Origin of the sequence: Actinoplanes sp. NPDC051343 (assembly GCF_044455125.1) — a bacterium.
GTDB lineage: Bacteria > Actinomycetota > Actinomycetes > Mycobacteriales > Micromonosporaceae > Actinoplanes.
This window is the reverse complement of record NZ_JBITEL010000028.1, coordinates 1-23,767: the sequence shown is the minus strand read 5'-3', so window position 1 is coordinate 23,767 and position 23,767 is coordinate 1. Positions and strand designations below refer to the sequence as shown.

The 23,767-nt window shown below is 67.9% G+C and carries 20 protein-coding genes; 5 read left to right on the top strand and 15 right to left on the bottom strand.

Annotation, left to right across the window (positions count from 1 at the left end):
• Positions 1-239: 239 nt before the first annotated feature.
• The 14 genes from ACIA5C_RS47085 to ACIA5C_RS47020 all read right to left on the bottom strand — a co-directional run bounded on the left by ACIA5C_RS47085 (position 240) and on the right by ACIA5C_RS47020 (position 17,605).
• Complete coding sequence (locus tag ACIA5C_RS47085; protein WP_396067628.1) at positions 240-2,948, bottom strand: Helicase associated domain protein; 2,709 nt, start codon at positions 2,946-2,948, stop codon at positions 240-242.
• Positions 2,938-4,191 carry a hypothetical protein gene (locus ACIA5C_RS47080; protein ID WP_396067626.1) on the bottom strand — a complete coding sequence of 418 codons (1,254 nt, stop codon included), beginning with the start codon at positions 4,189-4,191 and terminating at the stop codon, positions 2,938-2,940. Before ACIA5C_RS47080 ends, ACIA5C_RS47085 begins: the two co-directional genes overlap by 11 nt.
• A complete protein-coding gene (locus ACIA5C_RS47075; RefSeq protein ID WP_396067624.1) occupies positions 4,188-4,892 on the bottom strand; it encodes a hypothetical protein in 705 nt (234 codons plus the stop codon). The genes ACIA5C_RS47080 and ACIA5C_RS47075 overlap by 4 nt, the downstream gene beginning before the upstream one ends.
• Before the next feature lie 217 nt (positions 4,893-5,109).
• On the bottom strand, positions 5,110-6,012 hold the full coding sequence (locus ACIA5C_RS47070; RefSeq protein ID WP_396067622.1) for a trypsin-like serine protease: 903 nt from the start codon (positions 6,010-6,012) through the stop codon (positions 5,110-5,112).
• 280 nt (positions 6,013-6,292) lie between these two features.
• Positions 6,293-7,093 (bottom strand): class I SAM-dependent methyltransferase, encoded by an 801-nt coding sequence (locus ACIA5C_RS47065; RefSeq protein ID WP_396067620.1) that lies wholly within the window; start codon positions 7,091-7,093, stop codon positions 6,293-6,295.
• Between the two features lie 42 nt (positions 7,094-7,135).
• Positions 7,136-8,218 carry an SAM-dependent methyltransferase gene (locus tag ACIA5C_RS47060; RefSeq protein WP_396067618.1) on the bottom strand — a complete coding sequence of 361 codons (1,083 nt, stop codon included), beginning with the start codon at positions 8,216-8,218 and terminating at the stop codon, positions 7,136-7,138.
• Positions 8,219-8,328: 110 nt separating this feature from the next.
• Positions 8,329-9,165, bottom strand: a complete 837-nt coding sequence (locus ACIA5C_RS47055) for a hypothetical protein (RefSeq protein WP_396067616.1) — start codon at positions 9,163-9,165, stop codon at positions 8,329-8,331.
• Between the two features lie 502 nt (positions 9,166-9,667).
• Positions 9,668-10,318 (bottom strand): GNAT family N-acetyltransferase, encoded by a 651-nt coding sequence (locus tag ACIA5C_RS47050; RefSeq protein ID WP_396067614.1) that lies wholly within the window; start codon positions 10,316-10,318, stop codon positions 9,668-9,670.
• A gap of 7 nt (positions 10,319-10,325) precedes the next feature.
• Positions 10,326-11,855 carry an APC family permease gene (locus ACIA5C_RS47045; RefSeq protein ID WP_396067612.1) on the bottom strand — a complete coding sequence of 510 codons (1,530 nt, stop codon included), beginning with the start codon at positions 11,853-11,855 and terminating at the stop codon, positions 10,326-10,328.
• Between the two features lie 147 nt (positions 11,856-12,002).
• The gene (locus ACIA5C_RS47040) at positions 12,003-12,128 is read right to left on the bottom strand and encodes a hypothetical protein (protein ID WP_396067610.1); all 126 of its coding nucleotides are present in this window, start codon (positions 12,126-12,128) and stop codon (positions 12,003-12,005) included.
• Positions 12,129-12,190: 62 nt separating this feature from the next.
• Positions 12,191-13,357 (bottom strand): GPP34 family phosphoprotein, encoded by a 1,167-nt coding sequence (locus ACIA5C_RS47035; RefSeq protein WP_396067608.1) that lies wholly within the window; start codon positions 13,355-13,357, stop codon positions 12,191-12,193.
• Between the two features lie 1,234 nt (positions 13,358-14,591).
• A complete protein-coding gene (locus ACIA5C_RS47030) occupies positions 14,592-15,968 on the bottom strand; it encodes an SAM-dependent methyltransferase (protein WP_396067606.1) in 1,377 nt (458 codons plus the stop codon).
• Positions 15,969-16,146: 178 nt separating this feature from the next.
• On the bottom strand, positions 16,147-16,911 hold the full coding sequence (locus ACIA5C_RS47025) for an SAM-dependent methyltransferase (protein ID WP_396067676.1): 765 nt from the start codon (positions 16,909-16,911) through the stop codon (positions 16,147-16,149).
• 97 nt (positions 16,912-17,008) lie between these two features.
• The gene (locus ACIA5C_RS47020) at positions 17,009-17,605 is read right to left on the bottom strand and encodes a hypothetical protein (protein ID WP_396067604.1); all 597 of its coding nucleotides are present in this window, start codon (positions 17,603-17,605) and stop codon (positions 17,009-17,011) included.
• A 1,148-nt stretch (positions 17,606-18,753) separates the two neighbouring features.
• Here ACIA5C_RS47020 and ACIA5C_RS47015 point away from each other — a divergent pair.
• The 5 genes from ACIA5C_RS47015 (at position 18,754) to ACIA5C_RS46995 (ending at position 22,593) form a co-directional block, all read left to right on the top strand.
• Positions 18,754-19,641, top strand: a complete 888-nt coding sequence (locus tag ACIA5C_RS47015) for a helix-turn-helix transcriptional regulator (RefSeq protein ID WP_396067602.1) — start codon at positions 18,754-18,756, stop codon at positions 19,639-19,641.
• Positions 19,638-19,838 carry a DUF397 domain-containing protein gene (locus tag ACIA5C_RS47010; RefSeq protein WP_396067600.1) on the top strand — a complete coding sequence of 67 codons (201 nt, stop codon included), beginning with the start codon at positions 19,638-19,640 and terminating at the stop codon, positions 19,836-19,838. Before ACIA5C_RS47015 ends, ACIA5C_RS47010 begins: the two co-directional genes overlap by 4 nt.
• A 149-nt stretch (positions 19,839-19,987) precedes the next feature.
• A complete protein-coding gene (locus tag ACIA5C_RS47005) occupies positions 19,988-21,328 on the top strand; it encodes a hypothetical protein (protein ID WP_396067598.1) in 1,341 nt (446 codons plus the stop codon).
• Positions 21,328-22,209: a bifunctional diaminohydroxyphosphoribosylaminopyrimidine deaminase/5-amino-6-(5-phosphoribosylamino)uracil reductase RibD gene (locus ACIA5C_RS47000; RefSeq protein ID WP_396067596.1), complete on the top strand. Its 882-nt coding sequence runs from the start codon at positions 21,328-21,330 to the stop codon at positions 22,207-22,209. The genes ACIA5C_RS47005 and ACIA5C_RS47000 overlap by 1 nt, the downstream gene beginning before the upstream one ends.
• Before the next feature lie 177 nt (positions 22,210-22,386).
• Positions 22,387-22,593 (top strand): hypothetical protein, encoded by a 207-nt coding sequence (locus ACIA5C_RS46995; RefSeq protein ID WP_396067594.1) that lies wholly within the window; start codon positions 22,387-22,389, stop codon positions 22,591-22,593.
• Positions 22,594-22,603: 10 nt separating this feature from the next.
• Here ACIA5C_RS46995 and ACIA5C_RS46990 read toward each other — a convergent pair whose 3' ends face one another.
• Positions 22,604-23,206, bottom strand: coding sequence for a prolyl oligopeptidase family serine peptidase (locus ACIA5C_RS46990; RefSeq protein WP_396067674.1), 603 nt, complete (start codon positions 23,204-23,206; stop codon positions 22,604-22,606).
• Positions 23,207-23,767 lie beyond the last annotated feature (561 nt).

The following is a 23,767-nucleotide window of genomic DNA, read 5'->3' as shown; positions in this document are numbered from 1 at the left end:
GCCGCCCACCCAGATTGGTGGCCGTGGGACGCGGAAGACGCTGCGGGCGTTGTCCCGCAGAGGCCGGCGCAGAGGACCTGGGTAGAGGTGGCGGCCAGGACGGTCAGCCGGTGGCATCGCTGCTGCGGGAAGTCGGCCTGCGGATCGACCGGCCCAGCGGCTCTGCGGAGGCCCTCGTCCGGAGCGGCGGTCTGGCTCCAAGGGACGGAGGGGGGCGCCGATGACGGCGGCTTTTTGGTTCACTTGGGATCGCCGAGGGCGTCGAGTGCGGCTAGCTGCTCGGTGTCGAGCAGGCCTGCTTCGCGGTCGGCGCGGGCTTTTTTCCAGAAGCGGTAGAGGTGGGCGGCGTCACCGCGGGGGCTGCTTGGGAGCTTGCCGTGTTGCTGCCGATAGCTGCCCAGTTCCTCGAGTCTGCTGTTCCAGCGGCGGCGTGTGGGCTGCCAGATCATGCCCATGGCGTCGAGTCGGGCTTTGTTCTGCGGGCTGAGTTTTTCCTCGCGCAGCCTGGTTCGCCAGGATCGGACCCACGCGTACAAATCGAGGCCGTTGACGATCGTGCCGGTGGGGACGTCGAGGTGGCCGTGCTCGTCGTGGAAGGCTTCGGCGGCTTTGTACGCCTCGGCGGGGTCGGTGAACTTCTTGTCGAACACCATGCCGATCGCGGTGAGCGCGGCGGTCCGGGCGGGAGCAAGCCGGCCGCGGTGGTGGTCGCTGCGTCGTGAGTTAACCCATTGGGAGAGGTTGATGCCGTCGTGCTGGTATCCGGCGGGCACGCGCAGATGGCCGTGTTCCTGGTAGAAGCTGGTCGCGGCGGCCAGGCCCTGCCGCCACGAGTTGGACGATACGTCGAAGGTGACACCGGCCTTGACGAGTAGTTCGCGGCGTGCCGCGGACAGTTGGCCTTTGCGTTCCAGTGTGCGCTGGTGGGTGATCCAGGAGGCAACCGCGATGCCGTCGACCCGGTGTCCTTTCGGGATCCGTAGGTGGCCGTGCTCGTGGCGGTAGGCGGTGACGGCGTTCAGGCCGCGCCGCCACGCGGTGGCCTCGGGGTCGAGGTCGACGCCGACATCGGCCAGCAGAGCGCGGCGCTCATCGGGCAGGCGGCCTTTCTTCGCGAGCATGCGCTGGTGGGTGATCCAGGAGGCAACCGCGATGCCGTCGACCCGGTGTCCTTTCGGGATCCCTAGGTGGCCGTGCTCGTGGCGGTAGGCGGTGACGGCGTTCAGGCCGCGCCGCCACGCGGTGGCCTCGGGGTCGAGGTCGACGCCGATGTCGGCCAGTAGCGCGCAGTGCTCGGCCGGCAGGCGGCCCTTCTTCGCGAGTGTTCGCTGGTAGACGATCCATCGTTCGAGTGCGACACCGCTCTCGCGGTGCGCTGCGGGGACCTGCACATGGCCGTGTCGCGTTTTGAACGCTTGCAGGGCGGCGTAGCCGGCGAGCCAGTCTGAGGTGCTGCCTTCGATGATTCGTACGGTGATCTGCCGCAGCAGGTCCTCGGTGCGGTACTGCTCGGGCAGCCGGAGCAGAACGCGGGGCGGCAACTCGGCGACGTCGAAGTCGGGCATGATGCGTTTGCGTTGGGCGTCCAGTTCGGTGGCGATGTCCCCGTCGTGCGACCGCATGGCGCGCAGGACGTGCAGGGTGGTGGCCCATTCGGTGGCATCGGCGCTGAGGTCGTCGGGATCGTCGGGCAGCAGCACCGGGACGAGCAGCGTGGCGATGCCGGAGCCTTCGGGGTTGCGGCGCACGCCGCGGCCGGCGGATTGGGCGATGTCGACGGGCGATTCTTTGGGCTGGGTGTAGACGACGGCGTCGACGGCCGGCACGTCGACGCCTTCCTGCAGGCAGCGGGCGTTGACGACGACGCTCCAGCCGCCGTCGGGCGGGTCCGCCAGCCGGGAGAGTGCGAGGTTGCGCTGGTGGATGCTTTGGGTGCCGTCGACGTGTGCGACGCTCAGCGGCCCTTTCGGCCGGTCCTGTTCGGGCAGCATCGCCAGTGTGCGCGGCAAGGTCCGCGCGAACTCGCGGGACTGGGCCACCCTGGAGGTGAACACCACGATGCGGCGTAACCCGAATTCGGCGGCTGCGCGGATCAGCGCGGCTTGGGTCGCCACGACACGCAGCGGCGCCTCGTGGTGGTCGGTGACCGCGTTGGGGTCGGCCTCGCGCAGGATCGACAGTGCCTCGCTGGAGGTGACACCGACGGCGACAATGCGGTAGTCGTCGAGCCAGCCGTCCGCGATGGCCCGCGAGAACAAGTACTCGTACAGCACCGGCCCGAACAGGTCCTTGTCGTCCATCGACATCAGGTCGTCGCCGGCGTGGCTGTGCCGTTTGACCAGCCTGCGGGGGGTCGCGGTCAGATACAGGCGCCGCCGGGCCGGCAGGTGCTGGTCGTGGTGGATCAGCGCGTTGTACTTGCCGGTCCACCCGGCGGTGTGGTGCGCCTCGTCGACGACCAGCAGCGACAAGGCGGTCTCAGCTCCCAGCAGGCCCTCGCCGAGAACCCGCACCGAGGCGTGCGTGACCATCACCAGACCGAGTTCACCGGCGGGCACCGAACGCAGCCATCGGCTGATCTCGGTGACGTCGGTGCTCACCGTGCAGGGCAGATCAGCCACCCGGGTCGTCGAATCGGTGACCGAGTCGTCGCCGCAGACCGCCAGGACATGGACAGCCACACCCGTGCCGAGCCATACCCGCAATGTCTGCGCGACCAGGTCCAGCGACGGACACGCCACCGCGATGATCCCCGCACGGCATAGCCGCAGCGCGGCGGACACCGCGACGAGTGTCTTACCGGTCCCGCACGCCGCCCATAGCTGGCCGCGGCCCCCATCGCGCAGGCCGTCTTCGATCGCGTCAACCGCCTCCTGCTGATATCCGCGCAGCGGCGGCAGCACGACCCCGGCAGGCACAGCCGGCCGGGTGTTGTTGTCACCGGGCATCTGGATCTCCCGCCCGTCGGGCGAGCAGCTGCAAGGCGTCGAGGAGCCGGGGCACCGTGTCGGAGGCTCGGTGGCGTTGCCGGTATTGCCAGCAGGCGGTGAGCAGGTCGCGGTGGTAGCGGCTGCCGGCGAGCCTGTCCAGCCTCCGGTAGACGGCGTCGAGCTGCGCGGCGTCGGCGACAATCAGTTCCTCAGGCACGTGATCGTCGGCGTCACTGACGCTGACGTGGATCAACGGCAGGCATCCGTTGATGACCGCGAGCGCGAGGTCGCTGGCGCGGTGACCGAGAACCGTCTGGCCGGGTGCGGGCAGCATCAGGCAGGCGAGGCTCGTCGCGTACGCCAGGCCTTGTTCGCCACGGGATACCGGCCCGGTGAAGTTCAGCCGCGGCCAGGCGGTGGTGTTGGGCCACGAGCCGACGATGTGGTGAGGCAGACCGGCCGCCGCGGCGGCGACAACCGAGGTGAACAGGTGATCGTCCTGGTCGTGTCGGTTGCCGGCGTAGAGCAGCCCCTGGCGGGGCCGTTGGCAGAGTCCGCGCAGATCGGCGCGGTCGAGGGCGCGGTCGGCGATCGGAACCGCGAGTTCGAGGCCGCGGCCGGGCGGTGCCGGGGATCCGGCGACGAGCACGTTCGGCAACTGCCCCAGCGGGTTGTCGGGCGGTACCTGCCGGTCGACGTCCCAGATCAGCGTCGCAATGCCGCGGTCGACGGTGTAGTGCCTGATCATCGATTGCGCACTGTCGGGCTCGGCATCTGCGGCAGCTCCGAACAGGTTGTGCGGCTTGCTTCGCCAGGCCCGGGTCAGTTCGACCACAAGGGCGGTCAGGACCGGCAGATGGGCTGGCCGGGCCGGACTGTCGTCTCGTTCTGTCGGCAGGCTCACGACGTCGTGTCCGGCCTTGGCGATCGCGGCGAGGACAGTCTCGCGCACGTCGTCATCGAGGTGGCTTCCGGGAAGCTTGAGGTAGCCGATGTGCAGGCGGGTAGGAATGGGATGCCGCCGAGGGCGGCGATCTTGGAAACCGTTGTTGCGGCGTAAGGTCGTGTGTTCGAGCAGCAGGTCACGGATGTATGTGGCGCCACGGCCTGTCTCGGCGTTGATCGCGGAGAGGCTGACACCGTCGTGGTCGTAGCGGCGTAGCAGGCCGGCGGCCAGCACCTTGCGAGCGAAGTCACGGTCGCTGCTGTCGGCGGTGGCGGTCGCAACAGAGCCGCCACGCCGGCTGTTCGCTGCGGTCACCGCGACGACTCGCTGTCGTGCAGCCGGGTACCCCACGGCCAGCGCTCGCCTGCTGCGGCTACCAGCGGCACGTGGGGTGAGGCGGGGATGCCGCCGGCGGCGCGGGTAAGCCCCAGCGCATACAAGGGCGGGGCCGAGACGACGGGGATGATGGGGTCACCGAGGGTCCGGTATCCGGCGTCTCGGACCAGGCCGAACAGTGTGTCGGGTGCGAGCAGGAACACCTCGCCGGGTTCGGGGCTGAGCTGCCGGTGCCAGTCGGTCAACAACGCGGTGCCGACGCCTCGTCGTTGTCGGCTGGGTTGCACGCCGACGGCGAGCAGGTGGTGGTGCGGCCGGCGGGGGTGACGGTGCGCCAGCTGGGTCTGCAGGAGGCGGCCGCGCTGAGCATCGCCGTCGGTGTCCAGCAGGACCGCGCTCGGGTCCGGCCGGGCCGGGCCGTCGGTCAGTGCGCAGGTCGTCCACGCCAATGCTCCCGTGATCTGGCCGGCGTCGTCGACCACCCGCACGGAGCCGTTCGTGACCTGCTCGGTGATGAGGGCGGTGAGGCGCGGCTGTAACTGTCGGGCCCGGGCGTGCGGGCCGGGCAGCATCCACCGTGCCAGGCTGGTGGCGGCGATCGCGGCAGTCAGGACGTCGACGACCGCGGCGGTGTCCCACTTCCCGGCGTCGCGGATGTAGAGGTCAAGGTCGGCAGGCATCAAGGGTCTTTCGATCGAATGCCGGATAGGCGATCGGAGGGCGCGGTCGGTGACATCACGGATGCCGCCGCTGCGAGCGTGTGCGGTCCACGGTGTTCGTGCGCCCTGGGCGGCCGTTCCGCGTAGCGCTCGCCGCTGATCTGCAGGGGAGAACGCCCGATCCCTACGGGTCCGGCCGCGCTCAGCGGCACGGCCGGACCTTCGCCAGGCAGGCGGTTTAGTGGACGTACGTCACGGTGCGGCGGGCGCTGCCGGGCGCGACGTGGCGGGGGTGGTGCGGCTGGGGGTGGGTGAGGGCCTGAACGATCCACTGCCGGTAGTGGGTGACGTCGGTGAACACGGTGGGTCCGGTGCAGGCGGATTCGTTGGTGCCGCGGCTGCCGCTGCCGAGCAGCGCCCATCCGGTGCGAGTGGCGCTCAGAGCCGGGGCGCCGGCGTCGCCGAGGCAGGCTTGGCCGCCGTCGGGGGCGGGGGCGACGCAGATTTCTCCGGCGCCGATCGCGGCGTCGGCGCAGGCACTCGGCTTGGTGATGCGGGTATCGAGCTGTTGCAGGACGGGCGGTATGCCCGGCGCGTCGATGGAGGTGTCGCCCCAGCCGACGAGCCTGACCTTGCGCCCAGGCGTGGGCTGCTCACCGATCGGGATGCCGGTCAGGTGCAGGTTCTTCGGCAGGACGAGCACAGCCATGTCGCCGGTGGCCCAGTCCCAGCCGGGGTAGACCTCTACCCGAGTCGGGGTGACCGGCGTGAGCTCGTCGAGCTGGGTGGAGCCGACCTCGAGGGTGATGTCGGAGGCGGCTTCGGGCTCGGTAGAGGGATAGTTGGTGACGCAGTTCGCGTTGATGACCGCTCCGGTCTCCGGTCCGTTGGAGCCGAGGACCTTGACCACGGTGGCGGTGCAGCTGCTGGACTGGCCGAGCTCCGGGTAGTACGTGTATTCCAGCGCGACGAACGGGTAGGGGCGGGTGGCGTCGCTGCCACCGACGATATTCGCCCCGGCACCGCCCGACCCCGTGCCGGAGGCCGTAGCGGGCGTGGTGCTGGTCAGTGTGGCGGCCAGCCCCAGGGTCAGGCTGGCGCCGACGGCGGCGAGCCTGGCCGACCAGATAGTGACGGTCAAATCAGATGCCCTTTCACAGGATGAACGGTGCGGGCGGCCGGCGGGGGTGCCTGCCGCCCGGCCCACCGCCGTCACCGGCGGCGGGAACTCAGGGATGCCGGCTGTCCACCGAGCAGAGTCGGCGTTACCCAGGCGAAGAGGCGACGTCGGTCAGCCTTGCTCGGCGTCGCGGGCGGCCGCGAGGAGCCAGCAGAGGATGCGGGGACCGTGGCAGCCGGCCGTCCGAGGGTTCAGGACGAAGGCTGCCCCGCCATCTGCCCGCTCCGGGCCTAGGGCGTCGTCATGCCGGCTTGCGGCCGACGGTGGACAGCAGCCGGGGCGACAACAGCACGAGGCGGGGGTCGCGGGCTAAAACGGTCAGGAGGTCGAGGTCGGGGCCGCGCATCCCGGCGTCGAAAAGGCGGTCGCGGTGTTCGCTGGCGGTGGCGTCGACGAGCAGGCACGTTGCGGTGCCGCCGGGCGAGGACTGCTCGTGGCCGACGGTGGTGACCTCGGCCAGGCCATGGCGCATCATGGCTTGGTGGGTACGGCCGATCCAGCTGCCGTGGTCACCGGTGCGGCGCAGCACGTTGGCCCAGGCGAACCCGAAGGACTCGAAGATGTCGCGGGCGCGCGGGTCCGGGGAGTCCAGTACGGCGTTGGCCCAGTCCGGCACGACGTCTTCCAGAGCGAGGATCCCGCCGGGGGCCAACGTGGCGATCAGCTCGTTGACGAATTGCTGCGGGTCGGGCATGTGCTGTACCACGTCGCGGGCGTGGATGACGTCGAACGGCCCGTCCGGGAGGGCATCGGTGAGCAGGTGATGGGTAAGGATGGTCAGCCGTGGGTGCGGGGTGATGTGCTGGGGGTCGATGTCGATGGCCAGCGCGTGGCCGTCCGGTCCGGCCTGTTCGGCTAGCCACCCGGCCATGTCGCGGTCGCCGGCGCAGATTTCGAGGCATTGACCGTCGGCTGGGATACCGACGTCGACCAGGCGTTGCTGGCTGAATGCGTCATACATCTGGCTCAACGCGTCCAGCCGTAGAACGGCGGTCAGTTTGCGGTTGTCCCACAAGTACGGAGTTCTGGAACTGCCAGGCATGCGCGTTCTCCTCGGAACGGAACAGATGCGGGGGCGGCCGGTTCAGGCAGGCGGTGACTGCGCGCTGGGCTCGGCCGGCCAACGGCAGAGCGTCAGGTGCCGGCCGGTGACAGGCCGGGCGTCGGCGGCCTCCCGCCGCCGGGACGGGGTTTGCGCCGCGCCGCTGGCAGCAGCCGGGCTTGCGGGTTGTGAGCTCAGTGCCGGCCGGGTCGCGGCTGTCGGCGGGTAGCCGGATGGTGCCTTGCTGGCGATCACCGCCAGTGCGGCCGGGACTGGTGGCAGGTCGGCGTCGTCCGGGTCGGGGAGCCAGTCGCCGGCGGTGGTCACACCGGGCGACAACGGTTGGAAACCGGTGTGCTCGAGCAGGGCGGTCAGCTGCTCATGACTGAGGATGGGGGCGGCCATGCCTGCTGCGGCCAGGACCCGGACGGCTTGCCGCTGATGCGCGCGGCGGTGCGGCACGGGTTCGGGGCCGAGGTGGGTGATGACCAGATGGCTTCCGGCGACCAGCGCGTCGCCGAGTTCCCGCAAACTGTTCTTGACCAGCCCTGGAAGAGGGGGCAACGGCGGGGTGGCCGAGATCAGCACGGTGACGGGTTCCGCGAAGTCGAGGAAGTCGATGACCTGCGGGTGGTAGACGATCCCGGCCGGGCGCCGCGGGTCCGCCTCGACGATCCGGGTGCCGGGCTGCCCGGTGAGCAGGAACGTGCCGTGTTCCACGACGACGGGGTCGGTGTCGGCGTAGACGACTCGGACACCTGGATCGGCGCCGAGGTCGAGGGCGAACTCGGCGGCGATCTCGTGGGCGGCGCCGTAGGTCGGGAAGCCGGAGCCCAGATGCAGGATCTGACGGGTTCCGGCCTCGATGAGGTCGTGCACGGCGCGGCCGAGGAAAGCGTGATGCGCGGTCGTGATGTGTTGGGCTTCCGGGTAGACGCGCAGGACGCGTTGCCACACTGCGCGATCGGCTCGGTGGTGCAGCAGGTCGCCGAGCGCGTAGCTACGGACCCGGGCGGGCGCAGGCTGCCGCTCGTCGATGGGGTCCACTCTGTCGGACCGGTTGAGGCTGCCGGCCACAACGGGCCGTAACGGCGCGGCCGGCTCGTGTGGGCGGATGGCGGTCACGACCGCCTCGCCGCAGCGGCCCGGGCGTCGCGGCCGAGCAGACCCTCGTAGCGACGGGAAGATTGGTCCCGCCCAACGGTTGACCCTCGGGTCGGAGTCTGGCAAGTGGGTCATGTCGGGTTCCTGGTGTAAGTGGTGTGGCCCGGCTTGGTGTCGGGGGCAACTGAACCGCCGGAAAGCGGGCCGTTGGAAAGTGCCGGGCTGCTGGGAGAGTGAGTGCCGGCGCAGGCCTTCGCTCTGATCCGGTCGGTGAGCCAGGCTGTGCTGACCCGGGCGGGGTCGGGCTGCAGTAACCCGCCGGGGACAGGGGTCAGCGGCCGAGTCACGATCGTGGGCCCGCACCAGGGCGGGGTGCACCACGCGTCCATCGCCTCGATGCCCCGGCCGAGAGCGGTGATCAGTGGGCTTCGCCGGTGGAGGAGGGTTTGAGTGCAGTGCATCCGGTGCAGCTGGGCTCGGCCGGCCTGGCAGTCGGTGTGATAGGTGGCGACCGCGCCGAGGACGCGGGCGAGCCGCATCCGAGGCAGGGCCTGCCCGAGGGCTTCGCGCACCTGCTGGCAGTGTTCTGGTTCGGGCGCGATGCCGTCGCCGCACAGGTGTGGGTGGGCGACGACCAGCTGGTAGGCGGCGAGGTCCTGCAGCAGCGTGCACGCCTCGGTGGCGTCGAGGATGCTGCCGGTCGTGCAGGCCAGGTCGGCGTACACCGTCATAGCCGGCATCTGCAGCGAACCGCCTTCGGCCAGGCGGACGGCCCGCGCCGCCTCCTCGGCCGCGCCGACCCGCTGACCGAGGCGGAGCAGCAGCTCGGCGCCCAGCACGGCCAGCACAACCGGATCGGCGGTTGTGTCGTGGGCGACCGCGTCGATCGCCTGCTGCGGGTCGTGGCGCGCCAGTGCACGGACCCGGTTCACGCTGGCGTCGTTGGCGCCGATCGGCTCACCGGTCATGGTGAGACCCTTCGATCAGTGCCCGATGCGCCGCGTGCGGGCCGCGCCGGTGCCCGAAGCGGGTGCCGCAGCGACGGCCTGATGGATCATCGCCGGTCACGCCGTGCTGGACGGCCGACGTCGGGCTTGCAGGTGTGCGATCGGCTGCTCGCCCGGTGAGGGTCGCGCACCCGGCCGGGACTGCCTGGAAGTTGGGGAGGCGCCGTTGGGCGGGACGGGTGTGGCGCCGGGAGGCGCCGGGTGGACAACCGGGTGACGACCGCGGTCGCCGGAGGATTGTCGCCGGGTGCTCGCAGCGGCCGTCCGGTCTAGTCGTCATCGTGGTCACGCTCTCGTCGCCCTCGGAATGGTGGAAGCAATGGGGTCGAAGGAACCGGCTCTATGGGGATGAGGTGGCGTGCCGCCCCACATACGTGATGTGACGGGGCAGGGGTGGCACGCCACCTCGGAGGGCCGGGCCGCGTGCGGGGGGCTACCGCGGACCGGTCGCAGATGCCGCCGTTTACCCGGTGGTATCGGCGGACGGTTTGCGCCACATCGGTCGCGCGGGCGGGGCGCCGTCGGCGATCGGGTAGGGCGGGTGTGGTTTGTAGCCGTGGCGCTGGTAGAGGCGTTGGTTGTCCGGGCCGGTGGCTTCCAGGTACGCCGATATTCCGTGTTGGTCGAGGTGGTGGTGGTGGTGGTGCAACAGCAGGGCGCTGCCGAGTCCTTGCCGGCGGCGGTGCGGCCGCACGGCGAGGTGACCAAGGTAGTGGTGAGGCCCGGCGGGGTGGTGCGCCTCCATCACGGTGTCCAGCGCCTGGAAGCGAGGTAGCGCTGTCCCGACGGCCTGAGCGAGGCGCCGCGCGTAGTCGGGGATCGGGGCGGGTGTGGCGGGGTGGCCCGGGATGTCGTGCCAGACGGCGACCGCGTCGCGGTCAGCGGTGATGTCGACCCAGCCGGTGTCGATCGCGTGCTCGGCGAGGATCTGGAAGTAGTCGGGGTAAATCTCGGCCCGTTCGGTGGGGTCCGGGACGAGCCAGTCGGCGAAGTCGCCGTCGAGGAACCCGGTCGCCAGGATTTCCACCATGGTGGGCAGGTCCGCGCGGGTGGCCCGGTCGATCTTTACCGGCCTGGCGAAGGGCGCCGACGCGGATGTCGCGATATCGGTCATGGCCGGGTCACCAGCCCGCGGGGGCAACGGCCGGCGCCGGCTGGGCGGTGACCGGCTGCGGTGGCTTGCTGGTGCCGATCGCCGCATAGACGTCCGGTCGGCGGCGCAGGTTCAGCGCCCAGCCGATGCCGACGACGAACGCGACGCCGAACAGACCGGGGAAGAACCAGCGCAACGGGCTGCCAGCGTCGACGCCGATCAAGATGGTGAACTGCTGGAACGTCTCGACCAGGACCCACGCTAGCGCGAGGGTCGACAATGCGGGGGCGATCACTCCGCGCACGACACTGATGCCGGCCCGGTTCTGGCGGCGGGCGAAGAAGACCGTGGTCGCGGCGCTCGCGATGATCATCAGAATCAGGACACCGAGACCGCCGACAATCGTGAGCTGGTAGAACATCTGGGTCAGCGGTTTCCAGCCGTTGACGACGTACAGGCCGATGATCAGCAGCCCGATGACGGTCTGTGTGATCGATGCGGCGATCGGGGCGTTGGAACGGGCGCTGGTGCGGGCCAGCGACCGGAACAGGACCCCTTCGCGGCCCAGGGTGAACAGGTAGCGGGCGATGACACTGTGGAACGCCAGAGCGCTGGCGAACAGGCTGGACAGGAACAGGAAGCGCCCGACGACGATCAGCCAGTCAGGCACATACGGGGCGGCGAGGTTGAACATGGTGTCGCTGCCGCCGTTGGTGGCCGCTTCGACGATCTTGCCGGGGCCGGCGGTGACGACCATCGCGAGTGCCGCTCCACCGTAGAGCAGGAACGCGACGCCGATGGCCACGATGGTGGCGGTCGGAACGGTACGGCGCGGGTTCTTGGATTCTTCGGACAGGTTGCCGGTGCCCTCGAACCCGACGTACCCGGCGATCGCGATCGCGCAGGCAGCGCCGAACCCGGCAACGACCAGCTGGCCCGGCGAGACGGCGGTCAAGTCGACGCGGCGACCCGCAGGGTGCGCGAACATCACCGCCGTGTAGACGAGCGTGACCACGACCTCGGCGAACAGCAGGACGGCGAGAACCTGGCCGACCCGGTCGATGAACAGCACTGCTAGCAGCCCGACGATCGCCCAGGCCGCGCAGCTCCACGCCCACCACGGCGCGTTCCAGCCGAACTGCTGCTGCAGCAAAGGGGCGCCGACGGCGCCGAACCCGCCGAACAGGCCGGCCTGCATCTGGATGTAGGCGACCAGGGCCACCAATCCGGCAGCCACGCCGATGGGCCGGCCGAGTCCTCGAGCGGCGACGGTGTAGAGCGGGCCGGCGGAGACGCTGCCGCGGCCGATCATCGCGGTGTAGCCGCCGGAGAACACCATCAGCAGCACCGCCACCACGAGATAAGCGAGGGGGATTGCGATGACGTGAGAGACCGCCCACCCGGTGGTCGCGCCGCCCGCGACCACGGTCATCGGGGCGATCGCCCCGCCGACGATGGCTACGACCGTCCACACCCCGAGCCGGTCAGCCGCCAGCGCCTGGCTGACCCGGCTCGCTGTCCGGCCTGGTGGACGCTGCTGTGGTATTGGTCTGGTCACCACGAATCTCCTTGATGAGGGGACGAACGCGATCTCGTACGGACCGCAGGAGGACAGGAAGCCAGCAAAGAAACACGAGGACGCTGACAACAACCCACGTGCCGCTCGTTCCGGCCGGGAAGCCGGTCGCGTCGGCGGTGAAGACGATCAGCGGGCGATCAGCGGGGCGGTGAGGGTGACCATGTCCCACACCCTGAGCCCGTCCGAGGCGAGTTGGCGGCCGGTCTGTTTCGGCTTGCGGCCCGATGGGTGTGGCCGCTTCGGTGTTGTCACCAGCTGTCTCCTCGTAGGATCACGACGCGGGACGAGATTGCGGGGCTAGGAGAATCCGCAGGTCAGCGCAATCGGCTGGCCGACGCGGAGGCGAGAGTGTCAAGGCGGTCCCACAACAGCGGGAACGGATCCTTCAACTGGTCGGGGACCTCCATCAGGGGCGCCACGGCCTCAGCTGACTTGCCGGCGAACAGCCACCGGTGCAGGCCCGTCCACCGGCACAGCCCGAGTAGTACGGCATCCACCGCGTCGGGTACCGCGCCTTGCAGCGGTGTCAGCAACCGCGCAGCAGGCCAGGCCGCCGCGTTGTCGTCGACCGGCCGGTAGACCGCTTCCCGATGCAGCCCTCGCCATGTCGATTCCTTGGTCACGTGCCGGGCGTCCAGCAGCCGCCTCGCCACGTGCCCTGCCGCCCGCGGCGTGAGGTACTCCAGCCACTTTTCAACGGGAAGAGGCTCAGGCTCGTCGAAGATCAGGGTCAGCAGTTCGTCGGCGATCCGGTCCGGCACGATCGACGCGGACCCGAACTGCTGCCGGGCGCTGACCGCGGCCGGACGGCTCAGCGCGGCCAGGACCTGTTCGGGAAGACAGACTCGCCCGGTGGTGAGGTCGACCTGCCCGGTCAGAATCAGCTCGCTGAGCAACGCCCCGGCCAGCCCCAACCCGATGACCCGGGAATCCGCTCGGCGGGCGCCTTTGCGGTCCTCGTGCGCGATCCGCCACAGATCATCGGCGACCAGCGGCCACTTCTGCGGCGACCACTTCAGATCCGCTTTGTAATCCGACCATGGTGAGACCTTCAGAAACTGCGACCAGTCATACCGTTCGGGCCCAGGTTGCGCGGCATGGCGAGCCCGCCGATCTCCGGCCGACGACATCGGACTCGTCATCAATGACGACGACGGAAGGTCCGGGACTATCGGCACCTGGTACGCCGGCAGCATCGTCGTCTCGTCGACCATAGGGTCGGCAGCGCGCAGTGGTTCGAGATGCCCGGGACGACGAGGTGACGGCGCGCCCGTCGCCCATTCCGTCTGCCCGGGCGGGCTCTGATGGGTGACCACGGGCCCGCTCCTTTCAATAGGTTCGGCGTCGAGCAAGGTTCTGTCGCCTGGTGTGCCTATTCGCTGGTTCATCGAGTAAGCGGCTGAGCACCGAAGCCGCCGCGTGCTGTCAGCGGGTGCGGTGTACGCGTAAGCGGCCGGCACGTTTGCCGCGCTGGCGCCCATGAGCGGCTACCGGGTAGAGACGATGTCTCGGACGACATTTCTGCCCGGCGGTCCCGATAGGCACAGAGCGGTAGGTGATGGGCCGCCACGAGGTGCAACCGAGTGATAGTCCGGTGCACCAGCGGCGCTGTCGCTACGGCGATCCGCTCCTAACCGCGCACCGCCGTGGAGTGCCCCCCTGCGAGGCCGCTGCTGCCAACGGAGGCTGGCCTGCCTGCCCTGCTGCCGGGCGCACCGGCCCGACCGGCTGCGGACCGCATCCCGGGCAATGGCGACGCAGGCAGCGATCGTCAGTTCCGCGCCGGCGACCGCTCGTGTCACCACCTGGGCCGGCTGCGGGGCGACGCCGCCGCGCAGTTCGCGGCGAAACGACATCACAGGAAACACCCCTTGAAAAGTGAGAGCAAAATATCCGCGGAAAGGAGGCGCGCCGGCATGCGCGCTCCGGGTGTGTAACACGCCGGCGGAGCACCTCCGAGCGACCCTTTCTCGTTCCGAGAAACCCATCCAGCCGCGAGTACGTGTTCGAGGCGGCTTCAACGAAGCTGCCCACAACGCAACGGACCGATACATCTCCACGCGCCGTCAACAATGGCATAAACATTGGCCGTAGGAAATAGCAAATCGACACGCATGCACGCAATCAGATCGACGTTCATAACGCCATTGCCAGCGGATTTACCGATTGTGAGCACACTGGAGGCTCGTCGCGCCCTCCGGTTACACCGAGCGGATCCACCGTCAGAGGGGCCCCAGCCGCTAACGGCGGCGGTCTGGCTCCCTCGGTCGCCGTGTGACCTTGTTAAAAGGGTGCATCCATCGCCCGCTCAAGGGCCGGGGCGTGAAGGGCGGCCGGAATTGTCACGCACACTCTTTGGTGCTGCGATTGCATGAGCATGCGATATAGCGATCGGCAACACCCTGTTGCGCAGTAGATTTGCCCGCAGCTGGTTGGACGCGCAGGACGGTGGGCAAAACACCGCAAGGGATCCCGCCAGCACCACCTACCGGGTGCGGTCACACCGTCGCTTTGCAGGATCTGGCAGTCCTCAGCTCGCGAGAACCGGCGGAGGCCGCCGGCTGTGGACCGCCCGGCCCGTTCGGCGCCAGGCCATACGGCAGCCACGACGCCGTACACGATTCGGGCCGCCTGCGTTTCGCCGAGGGCGGCGGTCCTCCTCAGTAGCCGCTGTTGGCTCCGCGCGGAACCGCCGGGCAGCAGCTGGCGGCGGGTTTATCGGACGCGGCCAACGACGCCGTAGAGGCTCACGTGGCGGGGTTCCGGCCGCTTAGTGGGGTCGTCGTCCGGGCGCCATTGGCTGACCGCGACGTACCCGGGATTCAGCACCTCTAGGCCGGTGAAGAACGACGCGATTTCCTGCTTGGACCGGGTGCGGGCAGCGGCTTCACCGGCCGCGTACATCCGCTCGTACTCCGCGGCCTCCTCGGGTGACACAAAATCCGGGGTGCCGTGCGAGACGATCAGATAGCTACCCGACGGCAGCGCACCCAGCAGCGTCCGCACCACCTGCCGCGCCTCAGTGAGATCGCGGATGAAATGCAGGACCGCCGCCAGCACCAGGCATACCGGCTCGCCCAGATCGAGGGTGTCCGCCAGAGCAGGGTTGGCCAGGATGTCATCCGGGTCGCGCAGGTCAGCCTCGATGTAGTCGGTGCGGCCTTGCGGCGTGGGGGTCAGTAGGGCTCGCGCGTGTGACATCACGAGGGGATCGTTGTCGACATAGAGCACACGGGCGGCCGGGTCGACCTCTTGAACGACTTCGTGGGTGTTGCCGGGAGCCGGGAACCCGGTCCCGATGTCCAGGAACTGCCGTACTCCGGTCTGCGCCACTACGCGCACCGCTCGGGCCCGGAAGTCACGGTTCGCCCGAGCGGCTACCGGCACCCAGGGAAACTTCTGTGTGATGGCATCAGCGAACGCCCGGTCGGCGGCGAAGTTGTCCTTGCCGCCCAGCCAGTAGTCGTACACCCGGGCGGGATGCGCTTCGCTGGTGTTCACGATGCCTGACCTCCTCCCGGGTCGCCGGGCCGGCGGCGTACCGCCAGCCTTCACCTTAGCGATCCCGGTGTCGGCTGTAGAGGCCTGCGTGGCTAGGTCGGCGCCGGCGCCCGATACGAATGGCGCCGTGGCCGCGGGGCCTTGGCCGGGGGCGCCGCTGAGGCTGTCCGACTGTTCCACCAGGGCGTCGTCGTCGAGCACCGGCTCGAGCTTCTGCGACCGGTAGAACCCGAGGTCCTGATCGGAGGTGGCGCCGAGGAACGCGCGTATCGCGGCACGCCGGTATCGCGACGGCCAGTGCACTTCGCCGCGTTCATAGCGGCGAAGTTCCGCCTCGTCGAGCCAACCGCCGGTGATCACCGCGAGGTCGACGTCGGGGAACAGCTCCGTCATGATCGCGTTGATCGCTGCCACCGCCTCCGGCCGCGGCATACGCGCCGGCCTGCCATCCGGAAGCGTCTGCTCCGCCGACGGCTTACGCAACAGACGGCCGACCAGTTTCTGGTTCGGCGTGACCGTGCCCTTGCCCGGCCGATCAGCGGCGCCGCTAGCTACCTTCGGCCGATCGGTGGTCTGGGTATGACCTGGCATGGCTATCCCCGTCTCGTGCTGTTGATGAAGCCGGGCGCGGCTTCACCAACAGAAGGTCGATGACAATGAAGGTGCCCGTCCGGTAGGAGGCCTTGCGCGCTGCGCACGAGCGAGGCCTCGAACCAAGAGAGCGGGCGCAAGTTCTGTGATGGCGCCGACTAGCCGGACCGCCTCGCCCCTACGGTTTGCGGGCCACGCCGGCCCAGTAGTACGCGGCCCGCGGCTCCCCGACCGGCTCGTCAGGCCGCCACGCCGATACCGGCACAAGCCCGGGCTCCAGCAGGTCCCAATCACCGAAGAACCGGAGCACGTCATGCTCGGAACGGGCGACCAGGGTCATTCCGGCGCCCGTGGCGGCAGCCACCGCCTGCTCCACCTCGGCCGGAGCGAAGTCAGCGGTCGGGTGCGTAATCGCAAGGCAGCTGCCCGACGGCAACGCATCACGCAGCTCGGTCACCTTGCCCCACGGGTCATCGTCGTCGCCGAGCAGCATCAAGATCGCGATCAGGGTCAACCCGACCGGTTCGCTCAGATCCAGAGTGTCCTTGACCGTCGGATCGGAAAGGATCGACTCCGGCTGCCTTAGGTCAGCGGAGACGTACTCACTGCGCCCCTCAGGCGTGCTGAGCATGAGCGCGCGGGCGTGCACGAGAACGATCGGGTCGTTGTCGACGTAGACGACCCGGGCCTGCGGGGAGATGCCCTGCGCGACCTCGTGCAAGTTCGGGCGCGTCGGTATACCCGTCCCGACATCCAGGAACTGCCGAATGCCCTGCTGCACGACCAGTTCACGGGCCGCCCGGTGCACGAACTTGCGGTTCTCTGCGGCCATAAATCGCATCCCGGGAATGGCCTGGATCATCGCTTCACCGACCGCGCGGTCGACGGCAAAGTTGTCCTTACCGCCGAGCCAGTAGTCGTAGATCCGCGCCGAGTGCGGCACGTTGATATTGACTCCCAGCGGCCCAACCTCGGGGTATCCCACACCGTCACGGCCATCCTTCACCACGAACACTCCCTCAAGTCCTTCTGCCTGCTGATCACGAGAACCGCCCTCGTGCGAGCGACGGCCGGTGCGCACCGGAACCACAGGAATCCGAGGCGGAAACCCTGGGAGCTGGCTCGAGGAACGCGGCTGCCGTGTTCAGCCGTCCCGGCATAGCTGCGGCAGTCCGGCCCGAGGCCGCTGGAACAATCAAGTGTTCGATGGCCTCCCGCACTACGGCAACGCGTTCATGTAGGTCGTCGGGGCCGGGGAACCTGATCCATGCCAGGTCAAGACGGGCCGCTTCCTGCCGCAACCCGATGACGCGCCGGCGATAGCCGTCCAAGTCCCGCAGGAAAGCCGACGGCTCGAAAACCGACGACGTGGCATCGACGCCTCCGCAGGTCATGCAACCTCGCGAGCCACATCCCGCAGCCGGCTCGGTTGATGGTCTCGAGGTACAGTTCGGCCAGCTGCGCTGGTAGGCGCGGCGCGCCAAGTCGAGGTCATCGGCCGTCAGCTCCAACACGGTCAGCGGCAAGCCGCACGTGCGGGCGACCACCGCGAGAAGCCGCACGTCACGCTCGGTTGCCGGAACGTCAGGCATCACGACCACCGTGGAGGGCAGCGGACCGGCCTCAAACGAGATCATCGGGCGAGACGCCACCCACCTCCAAGCACCCAGGTCGGCTCCGACGGCAGGCTCCGACGGCTCATAACGCCTACCGAGTTCGCCGGCGACCTCGGACACTCCCGACATCGGCGCACCCAGGAGACAAACCAAGTGAGTGTTCGCGTCCGGCCTGAACAACTCCACGGCCATCACCCCTCCACCTTCCGCAACCGGTATAGAGCCAGCCCGCGGTTGACCGCTGGCCCTCGTGGCGAGAGCGTCCACAGCGTTCGCTGAACCACTTCTCACCTCGCCCCGGTTGAGCGGACCGCATAATCCGCTTCCGCTGCTTGCGTGGCCCGCGATGCAGCGTTCCGCAGCGGCTGGCTGTGGACGCCGACCGGATCTGAGAGGACGCTCGCGGACTTGCCAAAGGCCATGGACGGAGGTCTCTCGTTGGGATGAGAAGGAGGGAGACGGCGCCAACCTGGGGTGGTGTGCCGACCAGTTCGGGGGGCGTTTAGGGCCGGCATACCACCAGGGGACTGCACGTCTCGCTGGCGAAGCCGATCGGCTCGTTGGGGCGGATGCATCGGCTTCTCCTCCTTCGGCTCCGGCCGCATTAAGGCGACGTCTACCGGGTCGACGTGCAGAAACTTTCGCGGCTCTCTCCGAGGCGGGCGGCGATTAGAAGCGCGCCCGCCCCGGAGAAGTTCATCGCTGACCGACTCGAATGCGTCCGTTCGCCGGCAGTGCAGTTTCTGACGTTCTTGAGCTGTTGCACGACATCACCGGCCGCGAGATGGCCCGATGCGACCGTGCAGACCATCTCGACTCCTCTCCGTAATCGTTTGACACTGGTCGGTGGTTCCTGGAGCTGAAGTGACCTGAACGCTTAGGGCGTTTGACGTCGATGTGTGGTTCTCTGGAGCTGACAGGAGCCTGTGGACGCCGTCGCGATGAGTTCGTCGCATCCAACGATCACGAATTGTGCGGTGGGCGGGAATACCCACCTTGTGTCCGACTTCTTGTACCGACTTTCGGTTCGACCGGGCTCTGACCTGGAGAATCGTCCGGACGATCCGATTCGTGAAGATCATTTCAGCCGCTACAGGGGTTACAGTGGTCGCACTCGGCTAGCGCTATGCCCTGGCCGCGCCGACGTGGATCCCTGTTGGAGGCTGCCGGTGACTGGCCCCAGTCCCTACGTTCGCCGCAGATGGCTTGCTGAGGAGATCCGTAGTCTTCGTCGCGAGCACGGCTGTAAGGCGGCGGACCTTGCCCGAGCTGTCGGTTTTTCCGCGCAGCAACTCAGTGCCCTCGAGAACGCTCATCGTGGACCCGATATCGACCTCGTCTCGGGAATCTGTGACTACCTGCAAGTCGGGCCAAAACGGCGCGATGACATCATCAGCGCAGCTACCGACGGCTGGGCTCGCGGCTGGTGGGATGAGCAAACCGATCAGATGGGTAAGCGGCAGGCTTGCTATGCGGATCTGGAAAGCGGAACAGCGGCCATTGCCGAGTACGCGCTAGCGCTGATACCTGGCCTTCTGCAAACGGCGGAGTTCGCGGACGCGCGGATCCGTAGCGACCCCGCCCGGCAGTCTGAACAGGTTGACCCAATTGTGGCGGTGGCGGCTCGGGCGCGTCGTCAAAGTTTGTTGCTTGCTGCCTGCGGTCCAATCTATGACGTGGTGATTGACGAATCCGCCATTCGTCGGTGTGCGGCTGAGCGGCATATCGTCGCTGAGCAACTGCGCCACATCGTCGCCTTGTGCCGGGCGCACGACTCGCTCAGGGTTCGCATTCTGCCAATGTCGGCCACGATGAAGGGACACAGTGCTCCCCGGTCGGCGTACTCAATATACCGATATCGGGACCGACATGAGACCGTAGCGGTGGCCGTGGACACACTGACGACGGATCTAATCTTCACCGAGCCGGCCGAAGTCGACGCCTACCGCCACCTGCATAGTCGACTCAAGGCAGCTTCTCTGAGCCCTCAGGAAAGCATTGGGATGCTCACCGCTGTAGTCGATCAATTCAATGTCATCGAAGGAGTAGCAGCGTGACCTCTGAGACCTACAGTGCGTGGCGAAAGTCCACGCGAAGCGACGAGGGTAACTGTGTGGAGGTATCCCCGTCCGACAGCGGAAGGCACGTCGGAGTACGAGACACCAAAGACCGGGGTGGGTCGATCCTGGAATTCGACCTAAATTCGTGGAAAAGATTCATTGAAGAAGTTCGCGCCGGTCGTTTCGATCTGTAGGCACCCGAAGATTCTGTCGTCGCCTTGAAATGGTGCCCCTCCAGTTAATAGCGAGATTGACGACGCTCACGCTACGTCGATGCCGTTAGCTGGCGGACTCTGGTACGCCGAGTAGTGAGGCAGCACGACGACGGGCTAGAGGCCATGCCTTGCTGTCTCCGCACGACATGCCGGATGCTTCTAACACCACCGGCGCGGAGCAGGCCGGGAGCACGGCGACGTCGGCGCTGGGAAGGGGAGACGTTTTGCCACGGCATCCTGAAGCGATCGTCACCCCCAATAAGGTGCTCCTTGATTTGCGCGAGGGGCTCCGGTCGCCGTATAGGCCCGGACAGAAGATGTCCCGCCCCGAATTCGCCGACGCCGTCAACCGCGCACTCTACCGGCTGTACCCCCGCCGCGCGCTGAGTGCCCTCTACGTCGATGCCCGTTGGGTGGGCAAACTGGAACGCGGCGAGACTCGGTGGCCGTCTGAGGAACGCCGCGCCGCCCTGCGGTACGTCTTCGGCGTTGCTACCGACATCGAACTCGACCTATTCAGTCCTCGCCGCACCGAGAGTGCGCAGTCCGATCACGGCGCCACGGTGCGCGTCGGCGCGGACGATTGGGAGGCGACCCTCGAGGACTTCCGGGCCGAATGGCGGTTGCTCGTGGACAACGACAAGCTCTTCGGCCCGGGATATGCATTGGTTGGCGTCACCCGGCAACTCGATCTGCTGGATACGCATCTTGGCCAGTCCCCAAAGACTTTCCATCGTGAGCTCAACCGGCTCGCCGCCCTTTACTCGGAGTCCGCCGCGTGGCTCTCACAGTCGCTTGACGATGATGCCGCCGCGGAGCGCTGGGCTCGACACTCGCTCACGTTGGCTTCGCGAACCGATGACAAGGTTATGACCGCATGGGCGCGGTATCGCAGCAGCCAGCACTGGCTTTCCCGGCGCGTCCCGGGGCGTGCGGCGGAGCACGCCAATATCGCCGCGCGCCACGAGTTCAATCTGCCGGCACCGATGCGCGCGGCGATCCGCGTTCAGCAGGCTCATGCGCTGGCAGCGGGGGGAGCCGTCGACGAAGCACTCACGTTGATCGACGAGGCCCACCGCTGGGCCGCCGATCGACACCACGGCCCGCCAGACGGTGACCACGGCTCGTACTGCACGAGCGGGTACATCGAGGTGTATCGCGGCGCGTGCTTGCGGCTCGCCCGCCGGCCGACGGAGGCCATCGCGGTCCTGGAGGCCGCCGTCCCTGCGATACCGCGGCTGCACCGGCAAGATTACGCCTCTGCCCTGCTGACCAAGGCCGCCGCGCACCACGACGCGGACGAGCCCGAGGCAGCCGCCACCACCGCGCATTCCGCCTTGCCGATCGCACGGCGTGCCGGGGCACGGCGCCTTCTGCAGGGCCTCAATGATCTCGGCGCTAGCCTGGAACCGCACCGCAACTTGGCCGAGGTGTCGGCCTACCTTGAGGACCTCGCGGGGACAGCCTGATGGCATCTGAAGTCGAATGCGCCGCGATGCGGCAAGCGATCATCCTGTCGGCACTCGGCTTGGGAACGACAAGTCCGAATCCGCCGGTGGGCTGCATCATCCTTGACCGGCAGGGGCATATTGTGGGCACCGGGTTTCATCGCCGCAAAGGAGAAGCCCACGCTGAGGTCAACGCCCTTGGCGCTGCAGGTTCAGCAGCCCGAGGTGGTACCGCAGTGGTGACCTTGGAGCCTTGCAACCATGTCGGCGTGACGCCTGCGTGCCGCCAAGCCTTGATTGACGCAGGCATAGCCCGCGTCGTCATCGGCGTCATGGATCCCACCTCCCGAGGTGACGGAGGAGCCGCGGTCTTGGCCGCAATGGGCATTGACGTTGAAACCGGCGTGCTCGCCGCCGAAGTCATGAGCGTGCTGGGCCCCTGGCTGCTGGCAACGACCCGGAAAACGCCCCACTTAACGCTGGCGTACGTGGTGGAGGCCGAGGACGAACGGGGGGAAGCGCTGCTGGACCAGCTGCGTTCGAGCGCGGACATCGTTGTCACGGATGATCGGATCGAGGAAGGCGTTGCGGGCGGTCACAGCACTCGACACCTTGACCTGCGCGATCTTCAGCCGCCACGGCAGCACTTAGCCACGTGGCTTGCCGACGCGCAGAAGGCAGGTGTCCGTACGGTTCTACTGTGCGGCCAAGGACGTGCAGCGGAAGCGCTTCTATCTCTTCACGCAGTGGATCGGCTGGTCCTTGCCGTCCCGCGATCGAGTGAAGGCCTAGGCTTCGCACCGTCGATTTCCGCCGCTTGGCCAACGTTCGAGATCAGCGAGCTCTCGAGTTGGTCTCACGGGTTGCTGGTGAAGCTCGATCGGATCAGCGCCACGGCATAGCCGACGCCGCCTCGGGGACCGGGTTGCCTTGGGCGGCATCGAGATACTCGGGATGGCGCCGGTCGTGGCGGTGCAGCGTGGTTGTCATCGTCGTCGAGGATGCCGGAGAATCCTTCCTACCCGGGGCACGCGCCTCGGTTGCAGAGTGGGGACGAGTGGCGACCAGGGAAGGTGCCGATGCCGCGCAGAAGCGATGCCGTGATCACGCCTAACAATGTGCTTGCGGCGGCCCGTGACGCTGTCGATCTTGCAACTTGCACCGCCTCTGCGCGCCGTTCAGCGTGTGTCGCCCAGGTCAGGGCCGACCTGATCCCGTACGAGGATGTGCAGACGGTCCGGGACCTGATCGACTACATCAACGAGGTGCTGCCCGCTGCGGCATGACGTTTCGGGGTTAGGTCCCAAGCAGGCCGCGGTAGAAATCGAGTTCCGCTTCCAGTGCCTGAGCCGCCGCCTGCTGCGCAGAAACCTGGTGGCGGGCATCGAGGATGAGCAGCCTATGAGGCAGCCCCCTAGCCTCGAGGCCGCGACTGAGCCGGCGTACCTCAGCCACCGGTGCGACGTGGTCATCGCTGCCGTGGATCAACAGGACTGGCTGCTGAATTCGCTCTGGAGATACCGGGCCGGCCGGACCAGCCAAGGCGGCGGCGTGAGGTCGCTGCCAGCGCGGTGCAGTCGATCTCCATCGATCAGCGTCGGTAATTGCCGAACGCGCTACGGCGCCCGAGAACGGCGACGGTTGCGAGACCGCTTGAAGCGCGGTATAGCCGCCTGCGCTGGCACCGGTGATGAATACTCGACCCGAGCTGGTACGGCCAGCATCGAGTAAATGTGCGGCAACAGCGATGCAGTCCTCAACATCGGCAGTGCCCCAATGCCCATACAACTCGCGCCGCAACTTCCGGCCGTAGCCGGAGCTGCCTCGATAGTCAACCTCGGCTATAGCGAAGCCATTACTGGTGAGGTACTGAATATGCCAGTCAAGCCGACTGCTGATAGACGACGTCGCCCCTGGGTGTGCACGAACGACTAGAGGGGCGCACCAGCCCGCCGATTCTCCCCATGGCGGGATAGAGTAGAGAAGTCAGGGTCCGTCCACTCACGGTCGGGCACTGCACAATCTATCGATGCGCCGGTTGTCGCCGGCCACCGTGGCGTAGAGGTGGTCCAGGTCGGCGAGGTCGGTTATGTCACCGCGTACACCGGTCGCGCCGTGCCGATCGTGGCGACGGCGGCGTCGAGGACGTCCTGGCGGCGGCCGGTGATGTAGACGTGCGCGCCCTCGGCCGCGAGCGCTGCGCGGTCGCCTGGCCGATTCCGGTGGTGCCGCCGGTGACGATCGCGGTCTTGCCCTCAAGCTGACCCATGACGAGCCCCTTTGCTTTGGTCGTAGTTTCTTACCGTTCACTAAAAACCTACTGCATAATGGGGCTCGTCAGGGGACGGCTCGTGTGACCTGCGTTCGCTACTTCCTTCGGATCCAGACGGCCTTGGTCTGCAGGTACTGGTCGTAGCTGTCGCGGCCGTTCTCCCGCCCGTACCCGGACATGTTGTAGCC

Excerpts from the sequence above, each read along its gene's own strand:
- ACIA5C_RS47085 (WP_396067628.1), bottom strand. The coding sequence starts at position 2,948 with ATGCCCGGTGACAACAACACCCGGCCGGCTGTGCCTGCCGGGGTCGTG.
- ACIA5C_RS47075 (WP_396067624.1), bottom strand. The coding sequence starts at position 4,892 with ATGCCTGCCGACCTTGACCTCTACATCCGCGACGCCGGGAAGTGGGAC.
- ACIA5C_RS47065 (WP_396067620.1), bottom strand. The coding sequence starts at position 7,093 with ATGCCTGGCAGTTCCAGAACTCCGTACTTGTGGGACAACCGCAAACTG.
- ACIA5C_RS47055 (WP_396067616.1), bottom strand. The coding sequence starts at position 9,165 with ATGACCGGTGAGCCGATCGGCGCCAACGACGCCAGCGTGAACCGGGTC.
- ACIA5C_RS47050 (WP_396067614.1), bottom strand. The coding sequence starts at position 10,318 with ATGACCGATATCGCGACATCCGCGTCGGCGCCCTTCGCCAGGCCGGTA.
- ACIA5C_RS47035 (WP_396067608.1), bottom strand. The coding sequence starts at position 13,357 with ATGGGCGCCAGCGCGGCAAACGTGCCGGCCGCTTACGCGTACACCGCA.
- ACIA5C_RS47030 (WP_396067606.1), bottom strand. The coding sequence starts at position 15,968 with ATGCCAGGTCATACCCAGACCACCGATCGGCCGAAGGTAGCTAGCGGC.
- ACIA5C_RS47020 (WP_396067604.1), bottom strand. The coding sequence starts at position 17,605 with ATGATCTCGTTTGAGGCCGGTCCGCTGCCCTCCACGGTGGTCGTGATG.
- ACIA5C_RS47000 (WP_396067596.1), top strand. The coding sequence starts at position 21,328 with ATGGCATCTGAAGTCGAATGCGCCGCGATGCGGCAAGCGATCATCCTG.
- ACIA5C_RS46995 (WP_396067594.1), top strand. The coding sequence starts at position 22,387 with ATGCCGCGCAGAAGCGATGCCGTGATCACGCCTAACAATGTGCTTGCG.